The sequence below is a fragment of the Desulfonatronum parangueonense genome (assembly GCF_054656975.1).
In genome coordinates this window covers 1,588,854-1,613,044 of sequence record NZ_BAAHXH010000003.1, presented here as the reverse complement: position 1 = coordinate 1,613,044, position 24,191 = coordinate 1,588,854, and the positions used below count along the sequence as shown (strand labels likewise).

The window sequence follows — 24,191 nt, the reverse complement described above, 5'->3', positions numbered from 1 at the left end:
TTTTCGCATGGGGTGCAAAAAACGTGATCCTGAGCTTTCCGGCCAGATCGGCTTACCGAAATCGTAACTACTCAGTACATGATGTGCGATCTGCTTGCGACATCGGGGTCGGTGTCGGGGTCGGAATCGGTTTCGAACAATGTTGAGAAGATCCACGCATGGCTCCGTCTGCGATCCCGATACCGATACCGACGCCGACTGCGATGCCAAAGTCCTCGGGGCAGTAGCATGCTGAACAGTTACCCGAAATCTTCAGCAAATTGTGGATGGCGGCCAGAAGGGACCCGGCTTGCCTTGTTTGCTTCTCTCAAACGAGGCAAGCCGGGTCTCAAATGAGGATATGCGTCTACAATCCCTTTTTCTCAAACCAGCGGAAAAGCAGGATTGCCCCGACGATGAACACCGGGATGACCAACCAGTGGTTGACGCCAATCAGTTGGGGAAGGGTGGGCTTGCCCAGGTCGCCCCAGGTGTACACGGTGGTCGTGAGCCAGGGGTAGGCCTCGGCGAAAATGCCGGCCCCCACCACCATGCCCAGGATGCCCCAAAACGCATCGTAGCGGCCTTCACCCAGGGCGCCCATGGCCGTTCCGGGACAATAGCCCAGAAGCCCCCAGCCAAGGCCGAAGATCAGACCTCCGATAACCACCGGTCCGAGGATCAGGGACTTTACGGAAAGCTTGGCCACGCCGAGATCCTGGAGCAGATACACGCCGACCATGCCCACAATGACGCTGGAGAGCATGAATTTGACAATGGTCATGTCCATCAGTCTGAGCGCGCCCAGCTGCTTGTCGTAGCGCAGCACGCGCCCTTTCTGCAGCAGGAAGCCGAAGAGAAATCCGGTGATCAGTCCATAGATCAGGGTGCTCATGACTTTTTCCCTCCATAGACGATGCGGGCCATGATCATCCCGCCGACAAAAAAGCACACCAGAGCCACAAATCCGCTGACAGCCAGTTGAAGCGAACCGCTCAACCCATGACCGCTGGGTCAGCCGTCCGCGAGACGGGCGCCGAACATGGCCACCACGCCTCCGGAAAAAGCAAGCACGGCCCGCTTGACCGGAGTGTGTCCAAACCGTTTGTGCCACATGTCCGGCACCGACTGCCAGCGGAACGAGCCGGAAGTCGCCGCAGAGACCAAGGAGCCGAGCACTATGCCGACCACGAACATCCACTGCCAGTCGATCCGGGGCACGACCCTGGTGAAATACTCCAGTTGCGCAACCCGTTCCGGGCCGAACCATTGTTCGATCATTCCCGCGGTACGCACAAAGGACGTGGACGCACCAAAAAATTGTCCGGTCAGCCAGACCGACATCACTCCAAGCAGGCCGCTCAGGCCGCCCGCCACGTAAGGACTCCAACCGCCATCATTCTTCATGCTCTTCCTCCTTGAAAGCAGTTCTGTTTGTGCCGCAACCACATCTTCAGTCTTCAGCCGAGGTGATCTATCTGTACCACTTTTTCACTGAAGGTCCAGGCAAGAAGCATAAATCTGCTTGTGACGCAGTGCACAATCATTCTCTTGGTTCGGTGGCATTTGGATCGAGAAATGCGAACCTGCTATAGAGCCGCAACATCCGGAGAGAATGGATAGGAATTCTTCGGCAATTTCCGTGCTGGAGCAGACAAAAGGAAATCGTAACTATTCAGTTCATCCGGAGGGTGGTCATTCACCTGCACTGGATTCCGGCATTCGCCGGAATGACTTATCGTGGCAAGCCACATCTATACAGTCATACCGGCGAACGCCGGCGCTATCGCTATCCAGATCTTTTTCGCGGATTTGCTGTATAGATACAGAAAATCATGCTTTTTCCGATCGTTCCCACGCTCCAGCGTGGGAACGCAGCCTTGGGCGCTCCAGCGCCCCGTTTCAGATTGGAGTGAACAGTCATTTCCCATCAGCCAAGGCTGCTCGGAAGCAGTTCCACATGGTGCAATGTGCCCAATGCTCGAGATTATCATCGAGCCTCGTTTCACCGAAGTTGAATCCGCGACCCCGAACGTCGGGAGTTGCATTCCCACGCTGGAGCGAGGGAACGATAATTCGCGCTCCCTTTGGGACAGCTTGTACTCAAGTGTCAACCAGTTCTGAACCATCCCAAAAAGGCTATGGATTTCCTGTCATTGCGATGATGGCGCAGACAAATAATGAAATTCTGTGCCTTGATTTTTGCCGTTTGAGGTTGACAATTCATGGTTGATCTGTAGATTGGTCCTTCCATTGGCTGTCGGAAGTCGTTTCTTTTCGAAGCCGTTATTGATTTTATCCTTTGAATTATTTATTAATTTTTTACAAAGCATGTTGGCTTGAGGCGATGAAATGGACCGTCCATTCGTTTCGGGTAAAACAGAAATACTCCAGGGAATCTGCACCGCACCGGGAAAAACCGGGCGAGCGGGAGAAGATATCGCCCTCCAAATCCAGGCCGCGGTCATCGAAGGCAAGATCAAGCCCGGCGAAAGACTGCCCAGTGAACGAGAGTTGCAGACCCTGTTCAAGACAGGACGCGGCGTGATCCGTGAAGCCCTGCAGGTCTTGAAACACAAGGGGTTGATCGAAATCCACAAGGGGGCCAAGGGCGGGGCGCACGTCAAGAATATCGAAGTGATCAGCATCAGCGAATCCTTTGCCCTTTTCCTGAAGCAGAACAATACCGATCCCATGCGACTCATCGAATTTCGGGAAAGCATGGATTACATCATCACGGATTTGGCCATTGCCAGAGGTCATGCCGAGCAGAAGCAACTGCTGGTGGACAAGGCTGATCAGCTGGCTGTCGCGGCGGGCATCGGCGCTACATCACTGGAAGCACTGACGGATTTGGATCGGGAATTGAACCTGCTTTTTGCAAGAATGACCGGTAATCCAATTTTCGAGTGGATCATGCAGGCTATTCAGCTCGGGTTCAGCTCCATGGATAATGCCCTGTACGAAGACGACGAGTACCGACGTTGTGCGGTCGAAAACTGGCAACATACCGCTCGGGAGATCGCTGCTCATGACCCCATAAAGGCCAATTCCTACATCAGTTTTCACTACATGCTCCTGCGCAAGAAAATCGATCGGATCCGCCGGCTGCAATCATCCGATGTGGTCAAGCCCGCCGCTGCTGAACAGTGAGATTGATTAATTTGGTGAAGGTGAAACCATAGTAAGCTCAGCCGAGAATAGACGGTCTGGATGCCGGTGTTCACCGGCATGACTTGCATGGAAATAGTTTGCTGCACGAAGTCATTCCGGCGAAAGCCGGAATCCAGGGCAGGTAAATGCCCAGACACTGGATATGCTGAAAAGTTGCAGCCATAAGAATAACAGACTCGAAAACATGGAGAGATACATGGCAAAGAACACCTATGACGTGATCATTATCGGAGCCGGAACAGCCGGCAGCATTCTGGCGAATCGATTGAGCGCAGATCCGGATCGCAAGGTTCTGGTGCTGGAAGCCGGACGATGGGATCACAAGATGGATTTCCGCATCCATATGCCCTCGGCGCTGTCCTTCAACCTGACCAATGAATTCTATAACTGGGCGTACGAATCCGAGCCGGAGCATTTCATGTACAACCGGCGCATTGCCCAGCCGCGCGGCAAGGTGCTGGGCGGCTCGAGTTCCATCAACGGCATGATCCACATTCGCGGCAATGCCATGGATTATGAGAAGTGGGGGGCCATGGAAGGATTGGAGACCTGGGACTACGCCCACTGCCTGCCCTATTTCCAGAAGATGGAGTACCGCCTGAAAGGCGCGGACGAATATCAGGGCCGGACGGGCGGCCAGTATTTGACCACGCCCAGGAACGACAATCCGCTGTTCAACGCCTTTTTCTCGGCGGTCCAGCAGGCCGGCTACCCCCTGACCAAGGACGTGAACGGTTTCCAGCAGGAAGGTTTCGGCAAGTTCGAAAGCACGACCTACCGCGGCAACCGGTGGAGCACGGCCAGGGGCTATCTGCATCCGGCCCTGCACCGGTCCAACCTGAAGCTGGTCTGCAAGGCCTTGACCACCAAAATCCTGTTCAGCGGCAAAAAGGCCATTGGCGTGGAGTACCGGATCGGCAAGAAGGTGCACCAGGTCTTTGGCGGGGAGATCATCTGTTGCGGCGGGGCCATCAACTCGCCGCAACTGCTCCAGCTTTCCGGAGTGGGCAACGGGGGTCATCTCAAGGAGCACGGCATCGCCGTGGTCCGGGACCTGCCCGGCGTGGGAGAACATCTGCGGGATCATCTCGAGGTGTACATCCAGTGCGCTTCGAAAAAGCCGGTCAGTCTGTATCCGGCACTCAAGCCGTGGAACATGCCGAAAATCGGCCTGGAATGGCTGTTCCGGCGCACGGGCATCGGCGCAAGCAACCATTTCGAGGCCGGCGGCTTCGTGCGCAGCAACGACGAGGTAGACTATCCGAACCTGCAGTTCCATTTCCTGCCCATCGCCATTCGCTACGACGGCACCGCGCCCAGCGAGGGCCACGGCTACCAGTTGCATGTCGGGCCGATGTACAGCGACGCCAAGGGGTCAGTGACCTTGAAGTCCAGCGATCCGGCCGCGCACCCCAGGATCAAGTTCAACTATCTGTCCACGGAAAAGGACCGCAAGGAATGGGTCGAAGCCGTGCGTTGCGCCCGAAACATCTTCAACCAGCCGGCCTTTGCCGAGTTCAAGGACAAGGAACTGTCGCCGGGCGAGCACATCGACACGGACGAGCAGATCCTGGATTTCGTGGCCCGGGAAGGGGAGAGCGCCTACCACCCGAGCTGCACTTGCAGGATGGGCTATGACGATATGGCCGTGGTGGACAAGAATCTCAAGGTGCACGGCGTGGAGAACCTGCGTGTGGTGGACGCCTCGGTGATGCCGGAAATCACCAACGGCAATATCTGCGCACCGGTATTGATGATCGCGGAAAAGGCCGCGGACATCATCCTGGGCAACACGCCCCTGCCACCGTCCAATGCGGGATTTTATCGACACCGGAAAGCGAATGAGCAGTCATCATAACAGCTTCAATAGCAGCATTGAAATTGCTTGAACTTCGGGCGATTGAACTGTCTATAACTCCCTGGATTCCGACTTTCGTCGGAAATGACTGAAAGGGCTGTTCCTTTTCAAAGTCATACCGGCGAAAGCCGGTACCAGAATCATTAACCTGAATGAAGCCATGTATTGTTTCAACCATCCAACAAGGAGAGGATTGATGGGTAAGAAATTACGTTTACTGGTTATGGCAACGGCCATGTTCTGCATGGTCGGGTTCGCTGGAAATGCTTTTGCATCCAATGACGTGCGATTCGTTCATGTACCCTGGACCTGCGTCACGGTGAAGACCGAAGTGGCGACGCATTTGTTGAACGCGTTGGGGTACAATGCGTCCAGCATGCTGCTTTCCGTGCCCATTGCCTACCAGGCCATGGCCTCGGATCAGGCGGACATATTCTTGGGCAACTGGATGCCGACCATGCAGAGCATTGCCGAGCCGCATTTCGAGAGCGGCAAGGTGGAGCAGTTCTCCGTGATCATGGACGGCGCCAAGTATACCCTGGCCGTGCCTACCTATGCTTATGAGGCCGGTTTGCGCGACTTTTCGGATATCGCCAGGTTCGCCGACAAGCTGGAACACAGGATCTACGGAATCGAAGAGGGCAACGACGGCAACGAAGTCATCGAACTGATGATCAACGAGAACATGTTCAACCTGGGGGACTTTGAACTGGTTCCCTCCAGCGAGACCGCCATGCTGACCCAGGTCCAGAACTTTGCCCGCAACGAGAACTGGATCGTCTTTCTGGGATGGTCCCCGCACTGGATGAACAAGATCATTGACATGTCCTATCTCACGGGCAGCGATGAGCGGACATTCGGCGAAAACGACGGCACGGCCACGGTGTACATCAATATCCGGACCGGGTTCGATCAGGCCCAGCCCAATGTCGCCGCATTCCTGAACAACTACCTCGTGCCCATTGAAATGATCAACGACGCCATGAACATGCTCCATCAGGACAGCTCCATGGCTGAAATCGATGCCGGCTTGGCCTGGCTGCGCAAAAATCCCGAAGTCTATCGAGGCTGGATGGACGGCGTGACCACGGCCGACGGCCGACCGGCCCTGCCCGTGATCGAAGCCCTGATGGTTCAGTAGCTGCCTCCTCCGCGAACATTTCGCAACAAGTGGGCCGGGATCAATCTCCCGGCCCACTTCATATCTTAGATCTCAACCCTCTCACTCGAAATCCAAATCGAAATCGAAACGTAACTACTCAGCAGTGCCAGAAAAAACTGGATACCGGCCTTCGCCGGTATGACTACTTGGGAAAGGCTTGCCAAGATACGTCATTCCGGCGAAAGCCGGTATCCAGTGCTGGAGAATGATCATGCACCGTATATGTTGAGTGGTTACAATCGAAACAAACCGTTACCGATAAGATAAATCATCGCCGCTATCCGGCAAACCATTTCATCTCCAACCGGATCAAATCATGAATCAGAATCGCCCCCCCGTCTTCATCCGCACCCATTTCGACGCCTGCACGGGTTGCCAGCTTTGCCAGGCCGCCTGTTCGAACCAGAAGTTCGGCGGCTACAATCCCCATAAATCCATGCTCACCATCCGACGGATGTGGGAGAACATGGTCCATATCCCGGTGGTCTGCGAACAATGCGCCAACCCGATGTGCCAGCGGGCCTGTCCGGTGCAGGCCGTCTTCCGGGATGAAACAACAGGAGCCGTGGTCATTGACCGTGAAAAATGCATTTCCTGCGGCCTGTGCGGCAGGTATTGCCCTCTGGGAATGATCCATCTTGATCCGGAGAGCGGCAAGGCCTTCAAATGCGATCTGTGCGACGGAAAGCCGGAATGCGTTTCGGCGTGTCCGGTGCAGGCTTTGGAACTTGTATCGGTTCCCCACAGCCAGGAGGAGGACCGCCATGAATAGCTCAATTATGGGCGTAATGCTCCATGTGGACCTCAGCAGAGGCGAATTCCACGACATCATCGTGCCGGATTGGCTCCAAAGAGATTATGTCGGCGGCAAGGGTTTCGGCGCGAAGATGCTCCTGGATCTGGTGCCGCAAGGAGCCGATCCCTTGGGGCCGGACAACGTGCTGATGTTTCTCGCCGGTCCGCTGACGGCCACCCCGGCTCCAGCCATGCGCGCCTGCGTGGTCACCAAGTCTCCGCTGACCAACCTGTTTCTGGACTCGTATTTCGGGGGCATGTTCGGCCCGGAGATCAAGTATGCCGGCTACGACGCGCTGATCATCACCGGGCGCTCGCCGGAGCCGGTCTATCTGGCCCTGGACCATGCCGGTCCCAAGCTGCATTCGGCCCGGGACGTTTGGGGGCTGGACACCCTCGCGAGCAACCAGCGGATCAAGCAGCAACTCGGTGACGAGGAGTTCAAGATCGCCAACATCGGCCCGGCCGGAGAAAATCTCGTTCCCTACGCCCTGATTTGCTGCGAATTCAACCGCCAGGCTGGGCGGGGCGGGGCGGGCGCGGTGATGGGCTCCAAGAACCTGAAGGCCATCGCCCTCAAGGGCAACAAGCTGGTCCACGTTCACGACCCGGCGGGGTTCCAGCAGGCCCTGGCCCAGGCGAACAAGGAAATCCGGGAAAGCGCTGAGTGCCGTTCCCTGATGGTCTCCGGCACGGCGGCCTCGGTGGAGTTCGCCAACGAGGCCGGCCTGATTCCGGCCAACAATTTCAGCGACGGGTCATCGCCTTTGGCCCAAAAACTTGGCGAGAAAGGCCAGTCCCAAAAGCTCTGGCTGAGCCGGGCCGCCTGTTTCGGCTGCCCCATTGCCTGCACCCAGATGGGCGCGGTGCGCTCGGGCAAGCATGCGTCCTTTGTCACGGACATTGTGGAGTATGAGTCCGCGGCCATGCTGGGCACGAACCTGGGCATCGGCGATCCGCGGGCCGTGGCCCACCTGACCAAGCTGTGCGACCTGTTGGGGCTGGATTCCATGTCCACCGGTGCCTGCCTCGGTTTTGCCATGGAGGCAGCCCAAAGAGGCCTACTCGGACACTATCCGCAAGAGGATCAACCAGCCTTCGGCAACCTTGCCTCGGCCCAGCGCCTGATCGAGATGATTGCTCACAGGCAAGGTGGGATGGGACGTCTGCTGGCCCAAGGCGTCCGCGCCGCGGCCGCTGAGGTGGGACCGGAAGCCGAAAGCCTGGCCCAGCACGTCAAGGGACTGGAAATGCCGGCCTGGGGACCGCGCGGCGCACCGGGTATGGGCCTGGCCTACATGACCGCGGACCGTGGCGCCTGCCACCAGCGCGGATTTCCCGTGGGCTACGAGGCCACGGGTATGGAATGGCGGGGCAAGCCCGTCCAGGCTCTGGCCGTTGAGGGCAAGGCCGAACTGGTGGCCGCCCTGCAGGACTATCTGGCGGGCACGGATTGTCTGGTGAAATGCGATTTCGGCGCCATGGGGGTGCAACCGGAAACCTACGCCCGGCTCCTGAACACGGCCACGGGCATGAACGTGGACGCCGGCTTTTTCGATCGACTCGGCGAACGGATCTGGAACACCACCCGCGCATTCAACCTGCGCGAGGGCATGGACATTACCCAGGAACGCCTGCCCCGGCGGTTCGTCGAAGCCCCCCTGCCCAGCGGCCCGCACAAGGGCCACCGCATCAACGAGGAAGACATGCGCTACCTCCTGCGGGAGTACTACCGGGTCAGAAACTGGGACGATCAGGGCCGTCCAACGTCGGAAACGCTGGAGAGGACGGGTGTTCAAACCTTGAACCGGGTCATCCTGCAAAAATGATGTAGAGAAAGACCCAAAGGAGGTGCTGTCAGGTCAGGGAACAGCGGGTTTGGCTATTTGAACTTCAAAGATGCCATTAACATCAACAAGAGAGGTACCAGTGAAATTTGCAGCAAACATTGCATGGACGTTTTTGTTCATTTTTTTGTTGTCCTTGAATGCGCAAGCTGCTCAGGGCGGCGTGCAGGTGAAAAAAGGGCCGACGGACATCGTGAATGGAATTGCATTGCATGAAGAGGACATCACGATATCCAACGAGTTCTACAAGGTTACTTTTGCCATCGGCACGACGCCTCCCTGGGGAGTTCCGCATGGTTCCATCGTGGACTCGGCAATCATGGTCGATGGCGAATGGACGGACAATCGGACGGCATTGATCGATTTTCTGCCCCATGGCTGGTCAGCATGGCCAAGCTCCTACCAGGAAGTCAGTATCCTGGAACAGAGCAGCGACCGTGTGGTTATTGAAATCAAACGCGATTACGATGAAAGCATCGAGCTGGTGACGACATATACGATAGAATCCGGGAATCAGCTGCTTGCGGTTTCCACCAGCATGACGAACACCGGGTCGAAAACCTATGAGGATCTGCTGGCAGGGTACTCCTTGTGCATGTTGAGCGGATACATGTTCGGCCCATGGGGAACCACCGAGCGTGGCTATGGTCAGGTCGGTGAAGAGTGGTTTGGGGATTATGTGCTGGGATACGATGAAAATTTCGCCATGGCGATTCACTACCCAGGATTTACGGATTTCGCCTGGGGAACTGGATGGCGTGACCTGTACCAGAAGCAAACCTTGCATCCTCAAGACAGTGTTCAGCTTGATGCCTGGATCCAATTCGAAGATGTCGGCAGCACCGCTCAGGTGATGGAGGCGAATCTTCAGATCAAGGAACAGGAATATGGAAAAGTCTCGGGAACCGTGAAGTCCACGGCTGGGGACATTGTTCAGAATCCGGTGGTGATCTTCGAAAAAGCCACGCCTGAAGGTGAGGATTTCCTTTATGCCTGGGCTGCGGGCAAGAACGGTTCGTATGAAATCCCTTTGCCGGAAGGCGAGTACACGGTTCATGCCGCGGCCAAAGGCTACTCGTTGAGCTCGAAGCAGGATGTCGCCGTTAATGCCGGTGAAAACGTTGTTTTGAACTTTGGAGATATTGAAACAGGCGGGAACGTCACAATCAACGTCGTGGACAAGAAAACCCAGCGTCCCATCGACGCCAGGATCGAAGTTGTCGAAGGTCCGGAAATTCTCGTTGAGTATGTCGGAGCAAGGACATTTTTCACCGAATTGAATTCGCCGGGCACAACAAGTTTCCTGCTGGCCCAGGGCGATTATGTATTGTCCGTATCCAACGGAGCCGGATTTACTTCCAGACCCGAGACAGTTGAGGTTTCCGTAATCTCTGAGGGAGATCACAAGCTTTCTCAGGCCATAGAACTGCTCATCGACCTGCCCGGATCCGGGTGGTATGCGTCGGACTTGCATCACCATTCGGATATCCTTGACGGAGTAACACCGCCTGAACTCATGGTTCGTTCCCAGTTGGCCAGCGGACTGGATGTCGTTTTTGTCAGTGATCATGATTCCATTGCAAACAACCAAATAATTCAGGATTATGCCCACTCCCGAAGTGTTCCCTTTATTTCCGGAATTGAAGTATCTCCGAACTGGGGCCACATCAACGTGCTGCCGATTCCATTGGATGGTCAAGATGTAGCCATTGATCCGGCCGGGAGTGCTTCTTCGATCTTTGCCAGGGCCCGGGAAATGGACGCGCTGGTGATCATTGCCCATCCCTACATCACGTATGGCTATTTTCACAGCCATGAACAGGACATGGTTCCCGGTGGCTGGGATGCCGATTTTGACCTGATTGAAATCAACGGAGCCATTTCCACAAGAGACAATCACAAAGCGCTGCAAAGAACCTGGGAGTTCTGGAACAATCAGGAGAAGTACTATCTGGTTGGGGGCAGCGACGTGCATGACGTTCTGCGGTATCCTTCCGGCAATATCCGGACCATTGCCCAGGTGGACGGAGATTTCGCTCTGGACAAGTACCTTGAATCTCTGAAGAAGGGTAATTCCTATGCATCCTACGGTCCTCTCGTCTATCCCGAACACAACTTCGGAGAAACCGTTCAGGCGGCTCCCGGCGACTTTGAACTGAATTTCAGAACCCTCTCGGTCAATGGAATCGCCAAGGTCACCGTTGTCACGGAAGGTTCCAAGTTCAACGATGAATGGGAAATCGAAGGCTATGCCTTTCAGCAGGCATATGACGGGTCAGATGAAGAGTCCATTTCGGTTGCCCTCAGCCCGGAGAAAGACACCTGGTATGCATTGGTCATTGAGGACACGGAAGGCAATTGGGCCATGACCAATCCGATCTGGGTAAATATCATCTAACCCCTGTAATAAACTGGTGGCATTGCATCGATTCGATGCAATGCCACCAGGTCTGTCAATTCATCGCAAGTGACTTGAAATCGACTCTTCTGAACACCTCATCACCATTGTCGACCTGGATTTCCTCCGTGTAATCCCATAAAGTCCTCGCCTGCCGGACGTTTTTCCGGTGAGGACTCACCATGCACCTTCAGGGCCGTTTGACGCCAGAAACTCTGCAGAGGACGGGTGTTCAAACCGTAACCGAGTCGTTTTGCGGTAGTAGCAACAAATGACTTGCCATTTTTGCACTCCCTTCGATAAAGCACCTTGAAAGGACAAATCTCTATGGGTCCAATAGGTCCCATAGTCCTATTATTCCATCGAGCCCAAACTCCCACCAAGGACAGCAAATGTCCGATGCATCCAAAGGCTTCATCCCGGCACACGGCGGTTACCGCGAACTCCTGTCCTACAAGAAAGCGGTCATCATCTACCTTGGAACAGTGCGCTTCTGTGAACGCTTTTTCAGGCAGCACGACCGAACCGTGGGGCAGATGGTTCAGGCGGCCCGTTCGGGCAAGCAGAATATTGTTGAAGGGAGCATGGCTTCAGGCACATCCAAGTCAATGGAGATCAAGCTGATCAATGTCGCTCGGGCAAGTTTGGAAGAGTTGCTGGAGGATTACCTCGATTTTCTGAAAGTGCGAAACGCCGAAATCTGGAGCAAAGAAAGCAAAGAGGCGCTGTTCGTGCGCAGGCTGGGAGCGCGCAAGGACGCCTGCTACGAAACCTTCAGGGAATTCATTGAAACCCGGCCTCCGGAGATCGTGGCGAACATCCTGATTTGTCTGATTCACCAGGCCAACTACCTGATCGACAACCAGCTTCGCCAACTCGAAATGGCCTTTGTCCAGGAAGGAGGTCTCCGGGAGCGCATGACCCGAGCCCGGATCAACGAACGGAATCGACGGAACGGATTGACCGCATTATCCGGCAAGAGGTGAACCTGATCAGTACTTGATCATACAATAGCATTTCGTTCAGGAACTGAAGGTATTGCTCCGGCGACATCCAGTGCCGGCCTGGATTTTCCTGGTGGAATCGCATAAAGTCCTCGCCTGCCGGACGTTTTTCCGGTGAGGACCCACCATGCCCCTCGACTACGTCACTCTCGAGCTGCTGCGCCGCAATCATCCTGCCTGGCGGTTGCTGCGCGCGGATCATGCCTCCTTGACCATCTCGTTTCTGCACCGCGTCTTTCTGTCTTCCAATGTCCGGACCATGTCCCAGGCCGATCTGGTGGAGGCTCTGGAGGACGAGCTGTATGTGCTCCGGGAGCAGCGCGGCGCGGAAGCCTTTCCCCGCTCGGCAAAGGACTACCTCAACGACTGGGCGGACAATGACCGGGGCTGGTTGCGCAAGTTCTATCCCCCGGATTCCGATGAGCCCCATTTCGATCTGACTCCGGCCACGGAGAAGGCCGTTGTCTGGCTGGAGAGCCTGACGGAGCGGGCCTTTGTGGGAACCGAATCCAGGCTGCTGACCCTGTTTGAACTGCTGCGGCAGATGAGCCGGGGCAGCGAGTCCGACCCCGCGGCCCGGATTGCCGAACTGCAGCGCCGCCGGGCCGAGATCGACACGGAAATGGAGCGCATCCTGGCCGGCGACGTGCCCCTGCTGGACGAGACGGGTCTGAAGGACCGCTTCCAGCAGTTTCTGCAACTGGCGCGGGAACTGCTGGGCGACTTTCGGGAAGTGGAGGACAATTTCCGCGTCCTGGACCGGCGGGTGCGCGAACGGATCGCGCTCTGGGACGGAGCCAAGGCCTCCCTGCTGGAGGAGATCATGGGGGAGCGGGACGCCATTGCCGATTCGGACCAGGGCAAAAGCTTCCGGGCGTTCTGGGATTTCCTGATGTCCCAGAGCCGCCAGGAAGAGCTGACCGGGCTGCTGGAACATGTGCTGAGTCTTGCTCCGGTCGCGGAAATGGAGCCCGACCCCCGCCTGCGCCGCGTCCATTACGACTGGCTGGAGGCCGGGGAGCACGCCCAGCGCACCGTGGCCCGCCTGTCCCAGCAGCTGCGCCGTTTCCTGGATGATCAGGCCTGGCTGGAAAATCGCCGGATCATGGACATCCTGCACGGCATCGAGGCCGGCGCCCTGGTTGTCCGCGACAACCAGCCCGCGGGCGGCTTCATGGAACTGCACGAAATGAGCGCGGACATCGAACTGCCCATGGAACGGCCCCTGTTCTCTCCACCCTTCAAGGCCCGCATTGCCGACGTGGAGCTGGAGCAGGGCGAGAGCGACGTTGACGCTGACGCCTTGTTCGCCCAGATCGTGGTGGACCGGGAAGAGCTGCGCCAGAATATCCGCATGGCCTTGCAGGATCGCCCCCAGATCAGTCTCGGCGAATTGACCGTCCAGCGACCTTTGCGTCACGGCCTGGCCGAACTGGTGGCCTATCTCCAACTGGCGGGGGAGCGTCCGCACACGGTGGTTGATGAGACTGCCACGGAAACCGTGCAGTGGAGCGTTGCGGAAGACATCCTGCGCAGGGCGCGTTTGCCTCGAGTGATTTTTGTCCGAGATTGAACGCAACAGCATAATTTCTGTACCCAACATTTGCACATCCATGAACGAACAACTCCATCCATCACCTTCCGAATCCGCCGCCGATCTTTCCTCCGTGGTCGTCCCTCTGCTCAAGGGCGTGGTGTCCAACGAGGAGCAGCCGGTCCTCTGGAATGCCTTGCTGGACCTTCAGGCCCGGGTGCGGGATTATGTGGCGGTGCTGGGATTGGAGCTGGTTCTGGACGAGGCCGAGGGGTATGCGTTTCTGCGATCCCGGCCCGGGATGGACGAGAAGGACGAGGCCAGGACGCCGCGCCTGATTGCCCGGCGGCAACTGTCGTTTCCGGTCAGCCTGCTCCTGGCCCTGCTGCGCAAGAAACTGGCCGAGTTCGATGCCGGGGGCGGGGAAACTCGGCTGATTCTTTCCCGGGACGAGGTGGTGGAAATGATCCGGGTGTTTCTGCCCGCCGGAACCAACGAAACCCGGTTGATCGACCAGGTGGACGCTCATTTGAACAAGATCGTGGATCTGGGCTTTCTGCGCCGGTTGCGCGGACAGGACCGGATGTTCGAGGTGCGGCGGATCATCAAGGCTTTTGTGGACGCCCAGTGGCTGGCCGAGTTCGACCGGCGGCTGGCGGCCTACCGGGAGCACGCCCAGACCGGCGCAACCGCCGGAAAAGCGGCAAAGGAAGCGAAAGATGGCGATTGAACGGCAGATGTTCGAGCTCCTGGCGGACGATCGTCTGGCCGGATTCCGCCTCCAGCGTCTGGAGGTCTACAACTGGGGAACCTTTGACGGCCGCATCTGGACCCTGCGTCTGGATGGCCAAAACGCCCTGCTGACCGGAGACATCGGCTCGGGCAAGTCGACCCTGGTGGACGCCATCACCACCCTGCTGGTCCCGGCGCAGCGCATTTCCTACAACAAGGCGGCCGGAGCCGAGGCCCGGGAACGCAGCCTGCGGTCCTACGTGCTGGGCTTCTACAAGTCCGAGCGCAGCGACACCACGGGCAGCGCCAAACCCGTGCCCCTGCGCGACGAGCATAGCTATGCCGTGGTCCTGGGCGTGTTCCGCAATGCCGGGTACCGGAAGACCGTGACCCTGGCCCAGGTTTTCTGGATCAAGGACGGCCAGGGGCAGCCGGCGCGGTTCTATGCGGCCTGTGAACGCGAGTTGTCCATTGCCGGAGATTTTTCCCGTTTCGGGACGGAAATGGACAAGCTGCGCAAACGGCTGCGAACCTCCGGCGTGGATGTTTTCGACAGTTTCCCGCCTTACGGGGCCTGGTTTCGGCGGCGCTTCGGGATCGACAACGATCAGGCCCTGGAACTCTTCCTGCAGACCGTCTCCCTGAAATCCGTGGGCAATCTGACGGATTTCGTACGCATGCACATGCTCGAGCCCTTTGACGTGGCCCCGCGCATTGCCGCCCTGATCGGTCACTTCGACGACCTGACCCGCGCCCATGCGGCCGTGCTCAAGGCCAAGCGGCAGGTGGAACTGCTCACGCCCCTGGTGGCGGACTGCGATCGGCATGCGGAGCTGATCGCCGAGGCCGCGGATTTGCGAGCCTGCCGCGAGGCTCTGCGACCGTGGTTCGCCGGGCTGAAGCTGGAACTGCTGGACAAGCGCCTGGCCGGATTGGGCGAAGAGCTGCTCCGGCACAACGCAACGGTGGGCCGCCTGGAAACCCAGTGGCGGGATCTCCAGACCCGGGAACGGGAACTGCGCCGGAGCATCGCCGAGAGCGGCGGGGATCGCATTGCCCGCATTGCCGAGGACATCCGCCTCAAGCTGGAGGAGTCCGGGCACCGGCGGTCCAAGGCGGACCGTTACGCGGAACTGGCCGCGGCCGTTGGCCTGAAGCCGGCCGCGGATGCGGACCTTTTTCTGGACCAGGGCCGGGCCTGCGGCGAACTGCTGGAGCATGCGGCCCAGGAAGAGGCCCGGACGCAGAACGACCTGAACGAGAACATGGTGCTCTTCAGGCAAGGCCGGGAGGAGTACGCCGAGTTGAGCCTGGAAATCAAAAGCCTCAAATCCAGGCGCAGCAACATCGATGAAAAGCAGGTGGCCATGCGCCGCTCCCTGTGCGCGGCCCTGGAACTGGCCGAACAGGACATGCCCTTTGCCGGGGAATTGATCCAGGTCCGCGACGAGGAAAAGGACTGGGAGGGGGCCATCGAGCGGGTGCTGCGCAATTTCGGACTGTCCCTGCTGGTGCCGGACGAGCACTATGCCCGGGTGGCCCAATGGGTGGACGCCACGCATCTCAAGGGACGGCTGGTCTACTTTCGGGTGCGGGCAGCAAGGGGGGCGGGCCGGCAGACCATGCCCGACCTGCATCCGGATTCCCTGGTCCGCAAGGTGGCCCTGAAGCCGGATTCGGCCCTTTACGAATGGCTGGAACGGGAAATGGCCCACCGCTTCGACGTGGCCTGCTGTCCGACCCAGGACCAGTTCCGGCGGGAGACCAAAGCCCTCACACGGTCCGGGCAGACCAAGATGCCCGGCGAACGCCACGAAAAGGACGACCGGCACCGCATCGACGACCGCGGCCGCTATGTGCTCGGCTGGAGCAACGAGGCCAAGATCGCGGCCCTGGAGGGCAAGGCCAGACTCCTGGAGGACCGGCTGGCCGGAATCGGAGCGCGGATCGCGGCCCTGCAAAAGGATCAGAAGACCATCAAGCGCCGCATGGAAGCGCTCTCCAAACTGGACGAGTACCGGGATTTTCGGGAGCTGGACTGGCGTTCGCTGACTTTGGAGGTGGCGGACCTGGAGGCGGAAAAAAAGGCCCTGGAAGCCGCCTCGGACATCCTGAAGACGTTGACCGCTCAGTTGCAGGCAGTGGAGGCGGATTCGGCCAAGGTCGAGGCCGAGCTGGGCAGCGCCCGGGACGTCCGGTCCAAGGCCGAGCAGCGCCGCCATGACGCCGAAGCGCTGCGGGATCAGACCAGAATCGTGGTCGAGGATGCCGGGCCGGAACAGACCGCCCGCTTCGCGCAACTGGACGAGCTGCGCGGCGAAGCCCTGGCCGGGCGGCAATTGACCGTGGAATCCTGCGACAATCGGGAGCGGGACATGCGGGAATGGCTGCAGACCAGAATCGATGCGGAGGACAGGAAGCTGAACCGGCTGCGGGAGAAAATCCTGGCCGCCATGCAGTCCTACGCCGCGGAATTCCCCCTGGAAACCCAGGAGGTGGACGTCTCCGTGGATGCGGCCGGCGATTACCGGACCATGTTGGAGCAGCTCCAGGCCGACGACCTGCCGCGCTTCGAGGCCCGGTTCAAGGAACTGCTCAACGAGAACACCATCCGCGAGGTGGCCAATTTTCACTCCCAGCTCTTTCGGGAGCGGGAAACCATCCGGGAACGCATCCAGCGGATCAACGAATCCCTGACCCAGATCGACTTCAATCCCGGGCGGTACATCCTCCTGGAGGCTCAGGCCGTGGCGGATCAGGATATCCGGGATTTCCAGGCGGAACTGAAGGCCTGCACCGAGGGCTCCCTGAGCGGTTCGGAGGACGCGCAGTATTCCGAGGCAAAGTTCCTGCAGGTCAAACGGATCATCGAGCGGTTTCGGGGCCGGGAAGGGCAGTCGGAGATGGACCGCCGCTGGACCGCCAAGGTCACTGACGTGCGCAACTGGTTTGTCTTCGGGGCCAGCGAGCGCTGGCGGGAGGACGGCGCCGAATACGAACACTACGCGGATTCCGGAGGCAAGTCCGGCGGCCAGAAGGAAAAGCTGGCCTACACCGTGCTGGCGGCCAGCCTGGCCTACCAGTTCGGCCTGGAATGGGGGGCGGTGCGCTCCCGATCCTTCCGGTTCGTGGTCATTGACGAGGCCTTTGGCCGGGGCTCGGACGAATCCGCCCAGTACGGCCTGAAACTCTTCCAAAGCCTGAACCTGCAACTGCTCATCGTCACCCCGCTCCAGAAAATCCACATCATCGAGCCCTTTGTCGCCAACGTCGGCTTCGTCTCCAATCCGGACGGGCAAACCTCGTCCCTGCACAATTTGAGCATCCAGGAATACCACCAGGAAAAGGACCGCCAACGGCAGCTCGCCGATACAAGGAAAGAAAGCGAAGAAACTCCGCCCGGACCTGTTTTCGACAGGCTGCAATGATTGGGTCTTGGAACTTTCACAACTTGGCACATGTTGTGGAAACAGCTCAATAACTTGCGACAAGCAAAGAAATATATCCTTGGAGCGCCGCACCCCAGTGCGGCAGCGGTCTAACTTATACAGAACCAAGTTCCGGCTGGATCGTGGACCCGGTAGCTTTCTTGTGCAGTTACGCCGGCAAAGGGAGTTGCGATGTTAAAAATCGAGACAAGCCCGAGCGCATTGAGTATTCGCCAATGACCAAGCTCACGAACTGGACCAAGCCGCTGGATTTGCGCAACCAGGTGCGCAGGCTCTGGGACCGCGGCGTGCTGCCGGCGGCCTTGGTGCAGGGGGAGGACATATTTCCCTTAAAGCTTTCCTTGAAGGTTCCGGAACGCCGCGATCTGGCCGACCGATTCGAAGACGTCCGGACGTGGATTGCGCTCCTGGACAAGGAAGCCAGGCATTACCGGGTCGTGCGCCGGGAAATCAACCATCGCATCCTGGGGCCCAACGCAATTCCGGCCCAGGTCTGGGTAGACACCATGGAACAGGCCCTGGCCCTGATCCAGAAGGGCCGCGAGGCCAGAATCCTGGGCGAGCTGGTCGACTCGACCCGGCAACGTTGTCCGGAACTGCTGCCCTGGCTTGCCAGGCGTCCGTTGCGCGGCCTCGAGCTGGCCGGGCAGTGGGGCCTGTTGCTGAATATCGTGGTCTGGCTGCGGGAGCACCCCCGTCCGGGCATCTATCTGCGGCAGGTGGACATTCCCGGCGTGCACACCAAGTTCATCGAGGCCCATCGCGGAGTGCTGGCGGAACTGCTGGACATGTCCCTGCCCGTGGAGGCCGTGGATTCATCGGCCAGCGGGGTGAGCGGCTTTGTCCAGCGCTACGGCTTCCGCACCAAGCCGCTGCTGATCCGCTTTCGGACTCTCGATTCCAGCGCGGCTCTCCTGCCTGCAGTTTTGCCCCGGAACAAGGGCCAGGACCTGACCCTGGCTCACGAAGACTTCGCCCGGCTCGATCCGCCCCTGGAACGGATCTTCATCACCGAGAACGAGATCAACTTTCTGGCCTTTCCCCCGGTTCCCCGAAGCATGGTCGTCTTCGGCGCGGGATACGGTCTCGACAGGCTGGCAGAGGCAGCCTGGTTGCATCGGCGCGAAGTCCATTACTGGGGCGACATCGACACCCACGGGTTCTCCATTCTGGACCAGTTGCGGAGCCACTTTCCGCACGTCGTTTCCCTGCTCATGGACCACGAGACGCTGCTGGCGCACAAGGATTTCTGGAGCGCCGAACCCCGCCAGGAGATCCGGGACCTGCCGCGCCTGACCGCCGCTGAACGCCAAGTCTATGACGACCTGCGCTGGAACCGGCTGGGGGAGCAGGTTCGCCTGGAGCAGGAACTGATCGGATTTGAGCGGATCCGGAAAGCCATCGGCAACTTTTCAGCTTGAGCTGGAATAGCACTACAGCGAAACTCTGATATTCCTTCGGAAAATGTCCAGGACAGACCACGAAACACACGAAAAACACGATTTTTTTTGATGTGTCGCCCTTTATGCCGAACGAATCCGATGTCTTGTTGATCCACCGTGGTGGTCTGGGAGATTTCCTGATGGCTTGGCCGGCGATGTGGAACATCCGCGCCAGGTTTGCGAACAGCGGAATTTACTGGATCGGACCGCAAAGCCGTCTGCCCTGGCTGCGCCCTCTGGGCGTGCAGCCTTGTCCTCCGGACCTGCAACGGATCTTCGATTCTCTTTTCGGGCTCGATACCTGGCCCGAGGATTTCGGGGAGACCCGGCTGTTCTGGTTCGTGCTGGACGCCCGCCCTCCGGTTCCCGAACATCCGAATCTGCACGTGCTGCCCGGCATTCCCCGGCTGTCCGGAGCAGGGCAGTCGAAAACCCTCTTGATTCCGCCCCGCGATTCCTATCTCCAACATCTGGCACATTATGGCATTCAGGAAGACGGGTCCTGGTCAGCAGCCTGGCGCGAACTGTTTGGCGGACGCTCCGGACGGACAACTTCCAGTAGCGACGTTCTTCTGTTCCCCGGTGCCGGTCACGTGGCCAAGCAATGGCCCCTGGTACAATTTTTTGAACTGGCCCGGTGGCTCGAGGAGCAGGGCAGGGTTGTTCATTTTGTGCTTGGACCTGCGGAACTGGAGCGGGGCATGGATATGGAGAGCAAGAGCGTAATCTGCCCTGATTCATTGGAAGAATTGCAGAGTTTGATCCAGCAGGCCGAGCTTGTGGTGGGCAATGACTGCGGGCCCATGCATCTGGCCGGAATGCTGGGCGTGCCGGGGGTGGTCCTGTTCGGTCCGGCATCGGAAAAGCAGTGGGGGCCGCTGGGATTGCGGACAGTGGGACAGGATCTTTCCTGTCGTCCCTGTACCATGACCGGCCGCATCTCCTGCGGGAATCCCGCATGCATGTCGGGCATCACCCAGGATATGGTTCGCCGGGAAATTGAAGCGGTATGGAGCTACTGAATCTGTTGCAACGAATTTTGAAGATTTTGAAAAGCAAAAAACCGGTTTTGCCAGAGGGTGGGCTGCCCAAAGACAAAACCGGTTTTTGCAAAAGGAGGAAGGTTGCTAGGAGTATAGCAAACGCGGTGCCAAACCTTTTTCGTAAACGTCCTCCTGGGTAGGTTCTCGTCTCGTTGCAGCAATATCAAGGTCTCCCGGATAATGCTCGACGTGGAGGAGAGGAAAAAGTGCGGCAAAACGTTCCCTGATTGGTTCAAAATTTTATACTGCTCAATGAGAACTGAGAATTCGAGCAGGGTGTAAGTTCAAAAAATTTAACCGATCTTCCATCCGGCATCTTGAAGTCTGTTGACGGACACGGCTCCGTCCCGAAAAATCTTCAACCGGCCGTTTTCCAGAATCTGAACCACGGTGGAGGGCTGGCCGCCGGCGGGGTAGGGCGGCTGGTCGAGGACCATGTCTACACTTCTGACCAGGGTCAGGTCCAGGTCTTCGGGCCGTGCGGCCGCGGGTTCGCCGCCGGGATTGGCGCTGGTGGAGACCAGGGGAGACCGGCATTCCAGAGCCAGGGCCTGGGCCGTGGGATGGGATGTCCAGCGGACGGCGACAAGGCCGCGTGCGTCCTGGAGCAGACTGGATAATCCGGACCGGGCCGGGACAAGGACGCTTAGTGGTCCAGGCCAGAAAAGCCGCGCCAGACGCAGGATTTCGTTCCCCGGTTGTTCGGTGATCATTTCCAGTTGGTCCAGGGCGCCGATGATCACCGGCAAGGGCTTGTTCCGGTCGCGCTGCTTGAGGATGGTGATCCGCTCCACGGACTGATGAGAGGTGATGCTCGCACCCAAGGCATACAGGGTTTCCGTGGGATAGATGATCACCCCGCCTCGGGCAATGGACTCTGCTGCCTGCGAGATAATGTTGTTCATCGTTCCATCCAGGAGCGGACATGCTCTTCCATTTCGTCCGGTTCAAAGCTTGGTCGATCGTAACATCCCCGCACATTGCGCTGCCGCCAGGCCTCGTACAGAATCACCGCCGCGGCCACGGACACGTTCAGGCTCTGGATCATGCCCTGCATGGGAATGTACAGATTGTCCGGAATCAGCGCATCCAGGGCCGGGTCCTGGCCGCGATGCTCATTGCCCAGCACGATGGCCGTGGGCCCGGTAAAGTCCCACTCCGGCAATGGCCTGGCATTGGCGGTCAGGCTGGTGCCGATGATCTGATATCCCTGTGCGCGCAAGCCCTCGATCATGACCGCGGCATCATTGTGCCGGACCCGGTCCACCCACTTCCTGGCCGAGGCCGAAGCCCGCTTGCCCACCAGGGGAAAGGATTCGCGAGTGTAATACAACTGCACGCCGTGTACGCCAAAGGCGTCGCAACTGCGCAGGATGGCGGAAACATTGTGCGGATCGTGAATATTGTTCAGGATCAGGGTCAGATCCTTCTGTCGTCGGGCCAGAACGGACCTGATCCGCTGTACGCGTTCTTCGGTGATGGATATTCTCATTGTCTCGGCAAGGTATTTGATGAAAGCAAAGCTGGTAACTGCTCAAAAACTTGTGGCAATCAACAGGATAAATCCTGGGAGCGCCGCACCCCAGTGCGGCAACGGTGTAAAGCACATAGGGTAAAGTTCCGGCTGGAATATGGCCCCTGTAGCTTGGTCAGGAAACTCCTGCGTCAATGGGAACAGGAAACCTCGTCGCCCGATCTTTTTGAGCAGTTACCAAAGCTGTTCCTGAAGTTTGGCGGGAAAGCAAGAACTGCTCATAAGGTCGCGCGATGAGATATCTTGTGCAAGGATTCCACCTGTGCGAGTTTCGTGATCCATCTCCTGGTGCCAGGTTCCAGCCGGTATTTGGCTTTGAGTATCACTAGTGTCCCAACGTTTAATCTTACAAACTCAACAGGTTACTGTTTGGAAGAATTCCGTTTTCGTAGCTGAAATTCCCAACTGCCTGTAAAAATTGAATTCGTCTAAAGATGTTCACGCTCAAAATCTGTAAAAATTTGTAGAGTGAAACCTTGAATTTGAGTTTTTTTTCTCGGTTAACACCGCATACCTCCTGAAAAAAGTTGCAAGAGGTATAAGGACATGCTGTTGGATGTTCAAATCGGTAACAGCCAAATACGAGCAAAAAGTAAAACTTTACAATTGGTTAAGCATTGATCGATATAAAACGTTGGGACACTAGTGTTTGAGTATGTTAAACCGCTGCCGCACTGGGGTGTGCGGCGCTCCCAAAATCCCATTTAACGATACAGATCAGGCAGGCGTTCTGGTGACAAGGTTTGGCATCGGAAATATACTCCCCTCTCTTGAAAGCAGAATGCGAACTCCGGCATGTCACGCAAAAAACCAACCATAATCGTCATTCCCCGGGAGAACAAGTTTTCCCTTCTGGGACATATATGGAGAACCCATGCATCATCCAGAAAATCGCATCAGCACCCGCTCCATGAATCGGCGGGATTTTTTGTGGCTGGCCACGGCCGGCACTGCCGGGCTGGCCACGGGTTGCGCCATCAACCCGGTTACCGGGGAACAGCAACTGATGTTTTTTACCGAGGAGAGCGAAATCCAGATGGACCGGGCAAACTCTCCGCACCAATTCTCCGCCGATTACGGAGCGGTCCAGGATATCCGGCTGAACCAGTATCTGGAGACCGTGGGCGGAAGCATGACCGGGCACACCCATCGGCCGCACATGCCGTATTCCTTTCGCTGCGTGAACGCCACCTACGTCAATGCCTACGTTTTTCCCGGCGGCAGCGTGGGCGTCACCCGGGGCATCATGCTGGACATGCAGGACGAGGCCGAATTGGCCGGGCTGCTGGGCCACGAACTCGGCCATGTCAATGCCCGGCATACGGCTTCGCGAATGTCCGTGGGTATTCTGACCAGCCTGGTGCTGATGGGGGCATCCGTTGCGCTGGCCTCCCAGAACGAGACCCTGGGCGCGGTTGCCGCCGGCCTGGGCGGAGTTGCCGCCGGGGCCCTGCTGGCCCATTACAGCCGGAGCGACGAGCGCCAAGCCGATCATCTGGGCATGGAGTACATGACCAGATCCGGCTACAGCCCGGACGGCATGGTCGGGCTGATGGACGTACTGCGGCGGATGCAGAAGAACAAGCCGTCGGCCATCGAGATGATGTTTTCCACCCATCCCATGAGCGAGGAGCGCTACCAGACCGCGGCTCACAATGCAGCGACAACCTTCGGCTCGGCCCGCTCCTATCCCGTCTACCGGGAACGCTACATGGACCATACCGCCGGCCTGCGCAGAATCAAGGGCGCCATCGAGAAGATGCAGGAAGGGGAGAAGTTCATGAACCGGGAGCAGTTCGCCAAGGCCGAGACGTCCCTGAACGATGCTCTTGGACAAGCGCCCGAAGACTATGCGGGCTTGATGCTGATGGCCAAGTGTCAACTGGCGCTGGAGCAGCCCAAGCGCGCCGAATACTTTGCGGACAAGGCCCGGCTCGTCTATCCGGCCGAAGCCCAGGCCCATCACGTCAGCGGCATCGCCAAGCTGAACTTGGGACGGTTTGACGCAGCGTTCGCGCAGTTCGACCGCTACGAAAAGATGCTGCCCGGCAATCCGAATACCGTGTTCCTGAAAGGCGTCTCCCTGGAAGGCATGGGCCGCAAGAGTCAGGCCGCCGAAGAATACCGTCGCTTTTTGGGCAGCGTGGACTCCGGCGACAAGGCGCAATACGCATACACTCGCCTCGTGGAATGGGGCTACGTCTCGCCCCCGGCCCAGCAATAATGATCAAGTTATCTGG

Annotated in this window: 17 protein-coding genes; 13 read left to right on the top strand and 4 right to left on the bottom strand. The window is 58.2% G+C overall.

Going from position 1 to position 24,191, the window contains the following annotated elements:
* Positions 1 to 346: 346 nt before the first annotated feature.
* Positions 347 to 874, bottom strand: coding sequence for a DUF6691 family protein (locus ACYQ15_RS07390; protein ID WP_459936883.1), 528 nt, complete (start codon positions 872 to 874; stop codon positions 347 to 349).
* The gene (locus ACYQ15_RS07385; RefSeq protein WP_459936882.1) at positions 871 to 1,386 is read right to left on the bottom strand and encodes a YeeE/YedE thiosulfate transporter family protein; all 516 of its coding nucleotides are present in this window, start codon (positions 1,384 to 1,386) and stop codon (positions 871 to 873) included. The genes ACYQ15_RS07390 and ACYQ15_RS07385 overlap by 4 nt, the downstream gene beginning before the upstream one ends.
* 945 nt (positions 1,387 to 2,331) lie before the next feature.
* Between ACYQ15_RS07385 and ACYQ15_RS07380 the strand changes: the two genes are divergently transcribed.
* The 12 genes from ACYQ15_RS07380 to ACYQ15_RS07325 all read left to right on the top strand — a co-directional run bounded on the left by ACYQ15_RS07380 (position 2,332) and on the right by ACYQ15_RS07325 (position 20,396).
* On the top strand, positions 2,332 to 3,132 hold the full coding sequence (locus ACYQ15_RS07380; protein ID WP_459936881.1) for a FadR/GntR family transcriptional regulator: 801 nt from the start codon (positions 2,332 to 2,334) through the stop codon (positions 3,130 to 3,132).
* A gap of 217 nt (positions 3,133 to 3,349) precedes the next feature.
* Positions 3,350 to 5,011 carry a choline dehydrogenase gene (gene betA / locus ACYQ15_RS07375; protein WP_459936880.1) on the top strand — a complete coding sequence of 554 codons (1,662 nt, stop codon included), beginning with the start codon at positions 3,350 to 3,352 and terminating at the stop codon, positions 5,009 to 5,011.
* Positions 5,012 to 5,207: 196 nt separating this feature from the next.
* Positions 5,208 to 6,152, top strand: a complete 945-nt coding sequence (locus tag ACYQ15_RS07370; RefSeq protein WP_459936879.1) for an ABC transporter substrate-binding protein — start codon at positions 5,208 to 5,210, stop codon at positions 6,150 to 6,152.
* 337 nt (positions 6,153 to 6,489) lie between these two features.
* On the top strand, positions 6,490 to 6,945 hold the full coding sequence (locus ACYQ15_RS07365; RefSeq protein ID WP_459936878.1) for a 4Fe-4S dicluster domain-containing protein: 456 nt from the start codon (positions 6,490 to 6,492) through the stop codon (positions 6,943 to 6,945).
* Positions 6,938 to 8,797: an aldehyde ferredoxin oxidoreductase family protein gene (locus ACYQ15_RS07360; protein WP_459936877.1), complete on the top strand. Its 1,860-nt coding sequence runs from the start codon at positions 6,938 to 6,940 to the stop codon at positions 8,795 to 8,797. The genes ACYQ15_RS07365 and ACYQ15_RS07360 overlap by 8 nt, the downstream gene beginning before the upstream one ends.
* 100 nt (positions 8,798 to 8,897) lie before the next feature.
* Positions 8,898 to 11,213, top strand: a complete 2,316-nt coding sequence (locus ACYQ15_RS07355) for a CehA/McbA family metallohydrolase (RefSeq protein WP_459936876.1) — start codon at positions 8,898 to 8,900, stop codon at positions 11,211 to 11,213.
* 392 nt (positions 11,214 to 11,605) lie between these two features.
* Complete coding sequence (locus ACYQ15_RS07350; RefSeq protein ID WP_459936875.1) at positions 11,606 to 12,199, top strand: four helix bundle suffix domain-containing protein; 594 nt, start codon at positions 11,606 to 11,608, stop codon at positions 12,197 to 12,199.
* 145 nt (positions 12,200 to 12,344) lie between these two features.
* Positions 12,345 to 13,790, top strand: coding sequence for a DUF3375 domain-containing protein (locus ACYQ15_RS07345; RefSeq protein WP_459936874.1), 1,446 nt, complete (start codon positions 12,345 to 12,347; stop codon positions 13,788 to 13,790).
* A gap of 40 nt (positions 13,791 to 13,830) precedes the next feature.
* Positions 13,831 to 14,481, top strand: a complete 651-nt coding sequence (locus ACYQ15_RS07340) for a DUF4194 domain-containing protein (protein WP_459936873.1) — start codon at positions 13,831 to 13,833, stop codon at positions 14,479 to 14,481.
* A complete protein-coding gene (locus tag ACYQ15_RS07335) occupies positions 14,471 to 17,911 on the top strand; it encodes an ATP-binding protein (RefSeq protein ID WP_459936872.1) in 3,441 nt (1,146 codons plus the stop codon). Before ACYQ15_RS07340 ends, ACYQ15_RS07335 begins: the two co-directional genes overlap by 11 nt.
* Before the next feature lie 236 nt (positions 17,912 to 18,147).
* The gene (locus tag ACYQ15_RS07330; RefSeq protein ID WP_459936871.1) at positions 18,148 to 19,353 is read left to right on the top strand and encodes a DUF3322 domain-containing protein; all 1,206 of its coding nucleotides are present in this window, start codon (positions 18,148 to 18,150) and stop codon (positions 19,351 to 19,353) included.
* Between the two features lie 104 nt (positions 19,354 to 19,457).
* Positions 19,458 to 20,396 (top strand): glycosyltransferase family 9 protein, encoded by a 939-nt coding sequence (locus tag ACYQ15_RS07325; protein WP_459936870.1) that lies wholly within the window; start codon positions 19,458 to 19,460, stop codon positions 20,394 to 20,396.
* Positions 20,397 to 20,710: 314 nt separating this feature from the next.
* Here the strand turns inward: ACYQ15_RS07325 and ACYQ15_RS07320 are convergent, their stop codons facing one another.
* On the bottom strand, positions 20,711 to 21,322 hold the full coding sequence (locus ACYQ15_RS07320; RefSeq protein WP_459936869.1) for an L-threonylcarbamoyladenylate synthase: 612 nt from the start codon (positions 21,320 to 21,322) through the stop codon (positions 20,711 to 20,713).
* Entirely contained in the window at positions 21,319 to 21,909 is a 591-nt protein-coding gene (locus ACYQ15_RS07315) for a TrmH family RNA methyltransferase (protein WP_459936868.1), read from the bottom strand. Before ACYQ15_RS07315 ends, ACYQ15_RS07320 begins: the two co-directional genes overlap by 4 nt.
* 916 nt (positions 21,910 to 22,825) lie before the next feature.
* Between ACYQ15_RS07315 and ACYQ15_RS07310 the strand changes: the two genes are divergently transcribed.
* Positions 22,826 to 24,175: a M48 family metalloprotease gene (locus ACYQ15_RS07310; protein WP_459936867.1), complete on the top strand. Its 1,350-nt coding sequence runs from the start codon at positions 22,826 to 22,828 to the stop codon at positions 24,173 to 24,175.
* Positions 24,176 to 24,191 lie beyond the last annotated feature (16 nt).

What these genes read in the sequence shown, in the direction of transcription:
- ACYQ15_RS07390 (WP_459936883.1), bottom strand. Translation starts at nt 874, where the DNA reads ATGAGCACCCTGATCTATGGACTGATCACCGGATTTCTCTTCGGCTTC.
- ACYQ15_RS07380 (WP_459936881.1), top strand. Translation starts at nt 2,332, where the DNA reads ATGGACCGTCCATTCGTTTCGGGTAAAACAGAAATACTCCAGGGAATC.
- betA (WP_459936880.1), top strand. Translation starts at nt 3,350, where the DNA reads ATGGCAAAGAACACCTATGACGTGATCATTATCGGAGCCGGAACAGCC.
- ACYQ15_RS07370 (WP_459936879.1), top strand. Translation starts at nt 5,208, where the DNA reads ATGGGTAAGAAATTACGTTTACTGGTTATGGCAACGGCCATGTTCTGC.
- ACYQ15_RS07365 (WP_459936878.1), top strand. Translation starts at nt 6,490, where the DNA reads ATGAATCAGAATCGCCCCCCCGTCTTCATCCGCACCCATTTCGACGCC.
- ACYQ15_RS07360 (WP_459936877.1), top strand. Translation starts at nt 6,938, where the DNA reads ATGAATAGCTCAATTATGGGCGTAATGCTCCATGTGGACCTCAGCAGA.
- ACYQ15_RS07350 (WP_459936875.1), top strand. Translation starts at nt 11,606, where the DNA reads ATGTCCGATGCATCCAAAGGCTTCATCCCGGCACACGGCGGTTACCGC.
- ACYQ15_RS07345 (WP_459936874.1), top strand. Translation starts at nt 12,345, where the DNA reads ATGCCCCTCGACTACGTCACTCTCGAGCTGCTGCGCCGCAATCATCCT.
- ACYQ15_RS07340 (WP_459936873.1), top strand. Translation starts at nt 13,831, where the DNA reads ATGAACGAACAACTCCATCCATCACCTTCCGAATCCGCCGCCGATCTT.
- ACYQ15_RS07335 (WP_459936872.1), top strand. Translation starts at nt 14,471, where the DNA reads ATGGCGATTGAACGGCAGATGTTCGAGCTCCTGGCGGACGATCGTCTG.
- ACYQ15_RS07330 (WP_459936871.1), top strand. Translation starts at nt 18,148, where the DNA reads ATGACCAAGCTCACGAACTGGACCAAGCCGCTGGATTTGCGCAACCAG.
- ACYQ15_RS07325 (WP_459936870.1), top strand. Translation starts at nt 19,458, where the DNA reads ATGCCGAACGAATCCGATGTCTTGTTGATCCACCGTGGTGGTCTGGGA.
- ACYQ15_RS07320 (WP_459936869.1), bottom strand. Translation starts at nt 21,322, where the DNA reads ATGAACAACATTATCTCGCAGGCAGCAGAGTCCATTGCCCGAGGCGGG.
- ACYQ15_RS07315 (WP_459936868.1), bottom strand. Translation starts at nt 21,909, where the DNA reads ATGAGAATATCCATCACCGAAGAACGCGTACAGCGGATCAGGTCCGTT.
- ACYQ15_RS07310 (WP_459936867.1), top strand. Translation starts at nt 22,826, where the DNA reads ATGCATCATCCAGAAAATCGCATCAGCACCCGCTCCATGAATCGGCGG.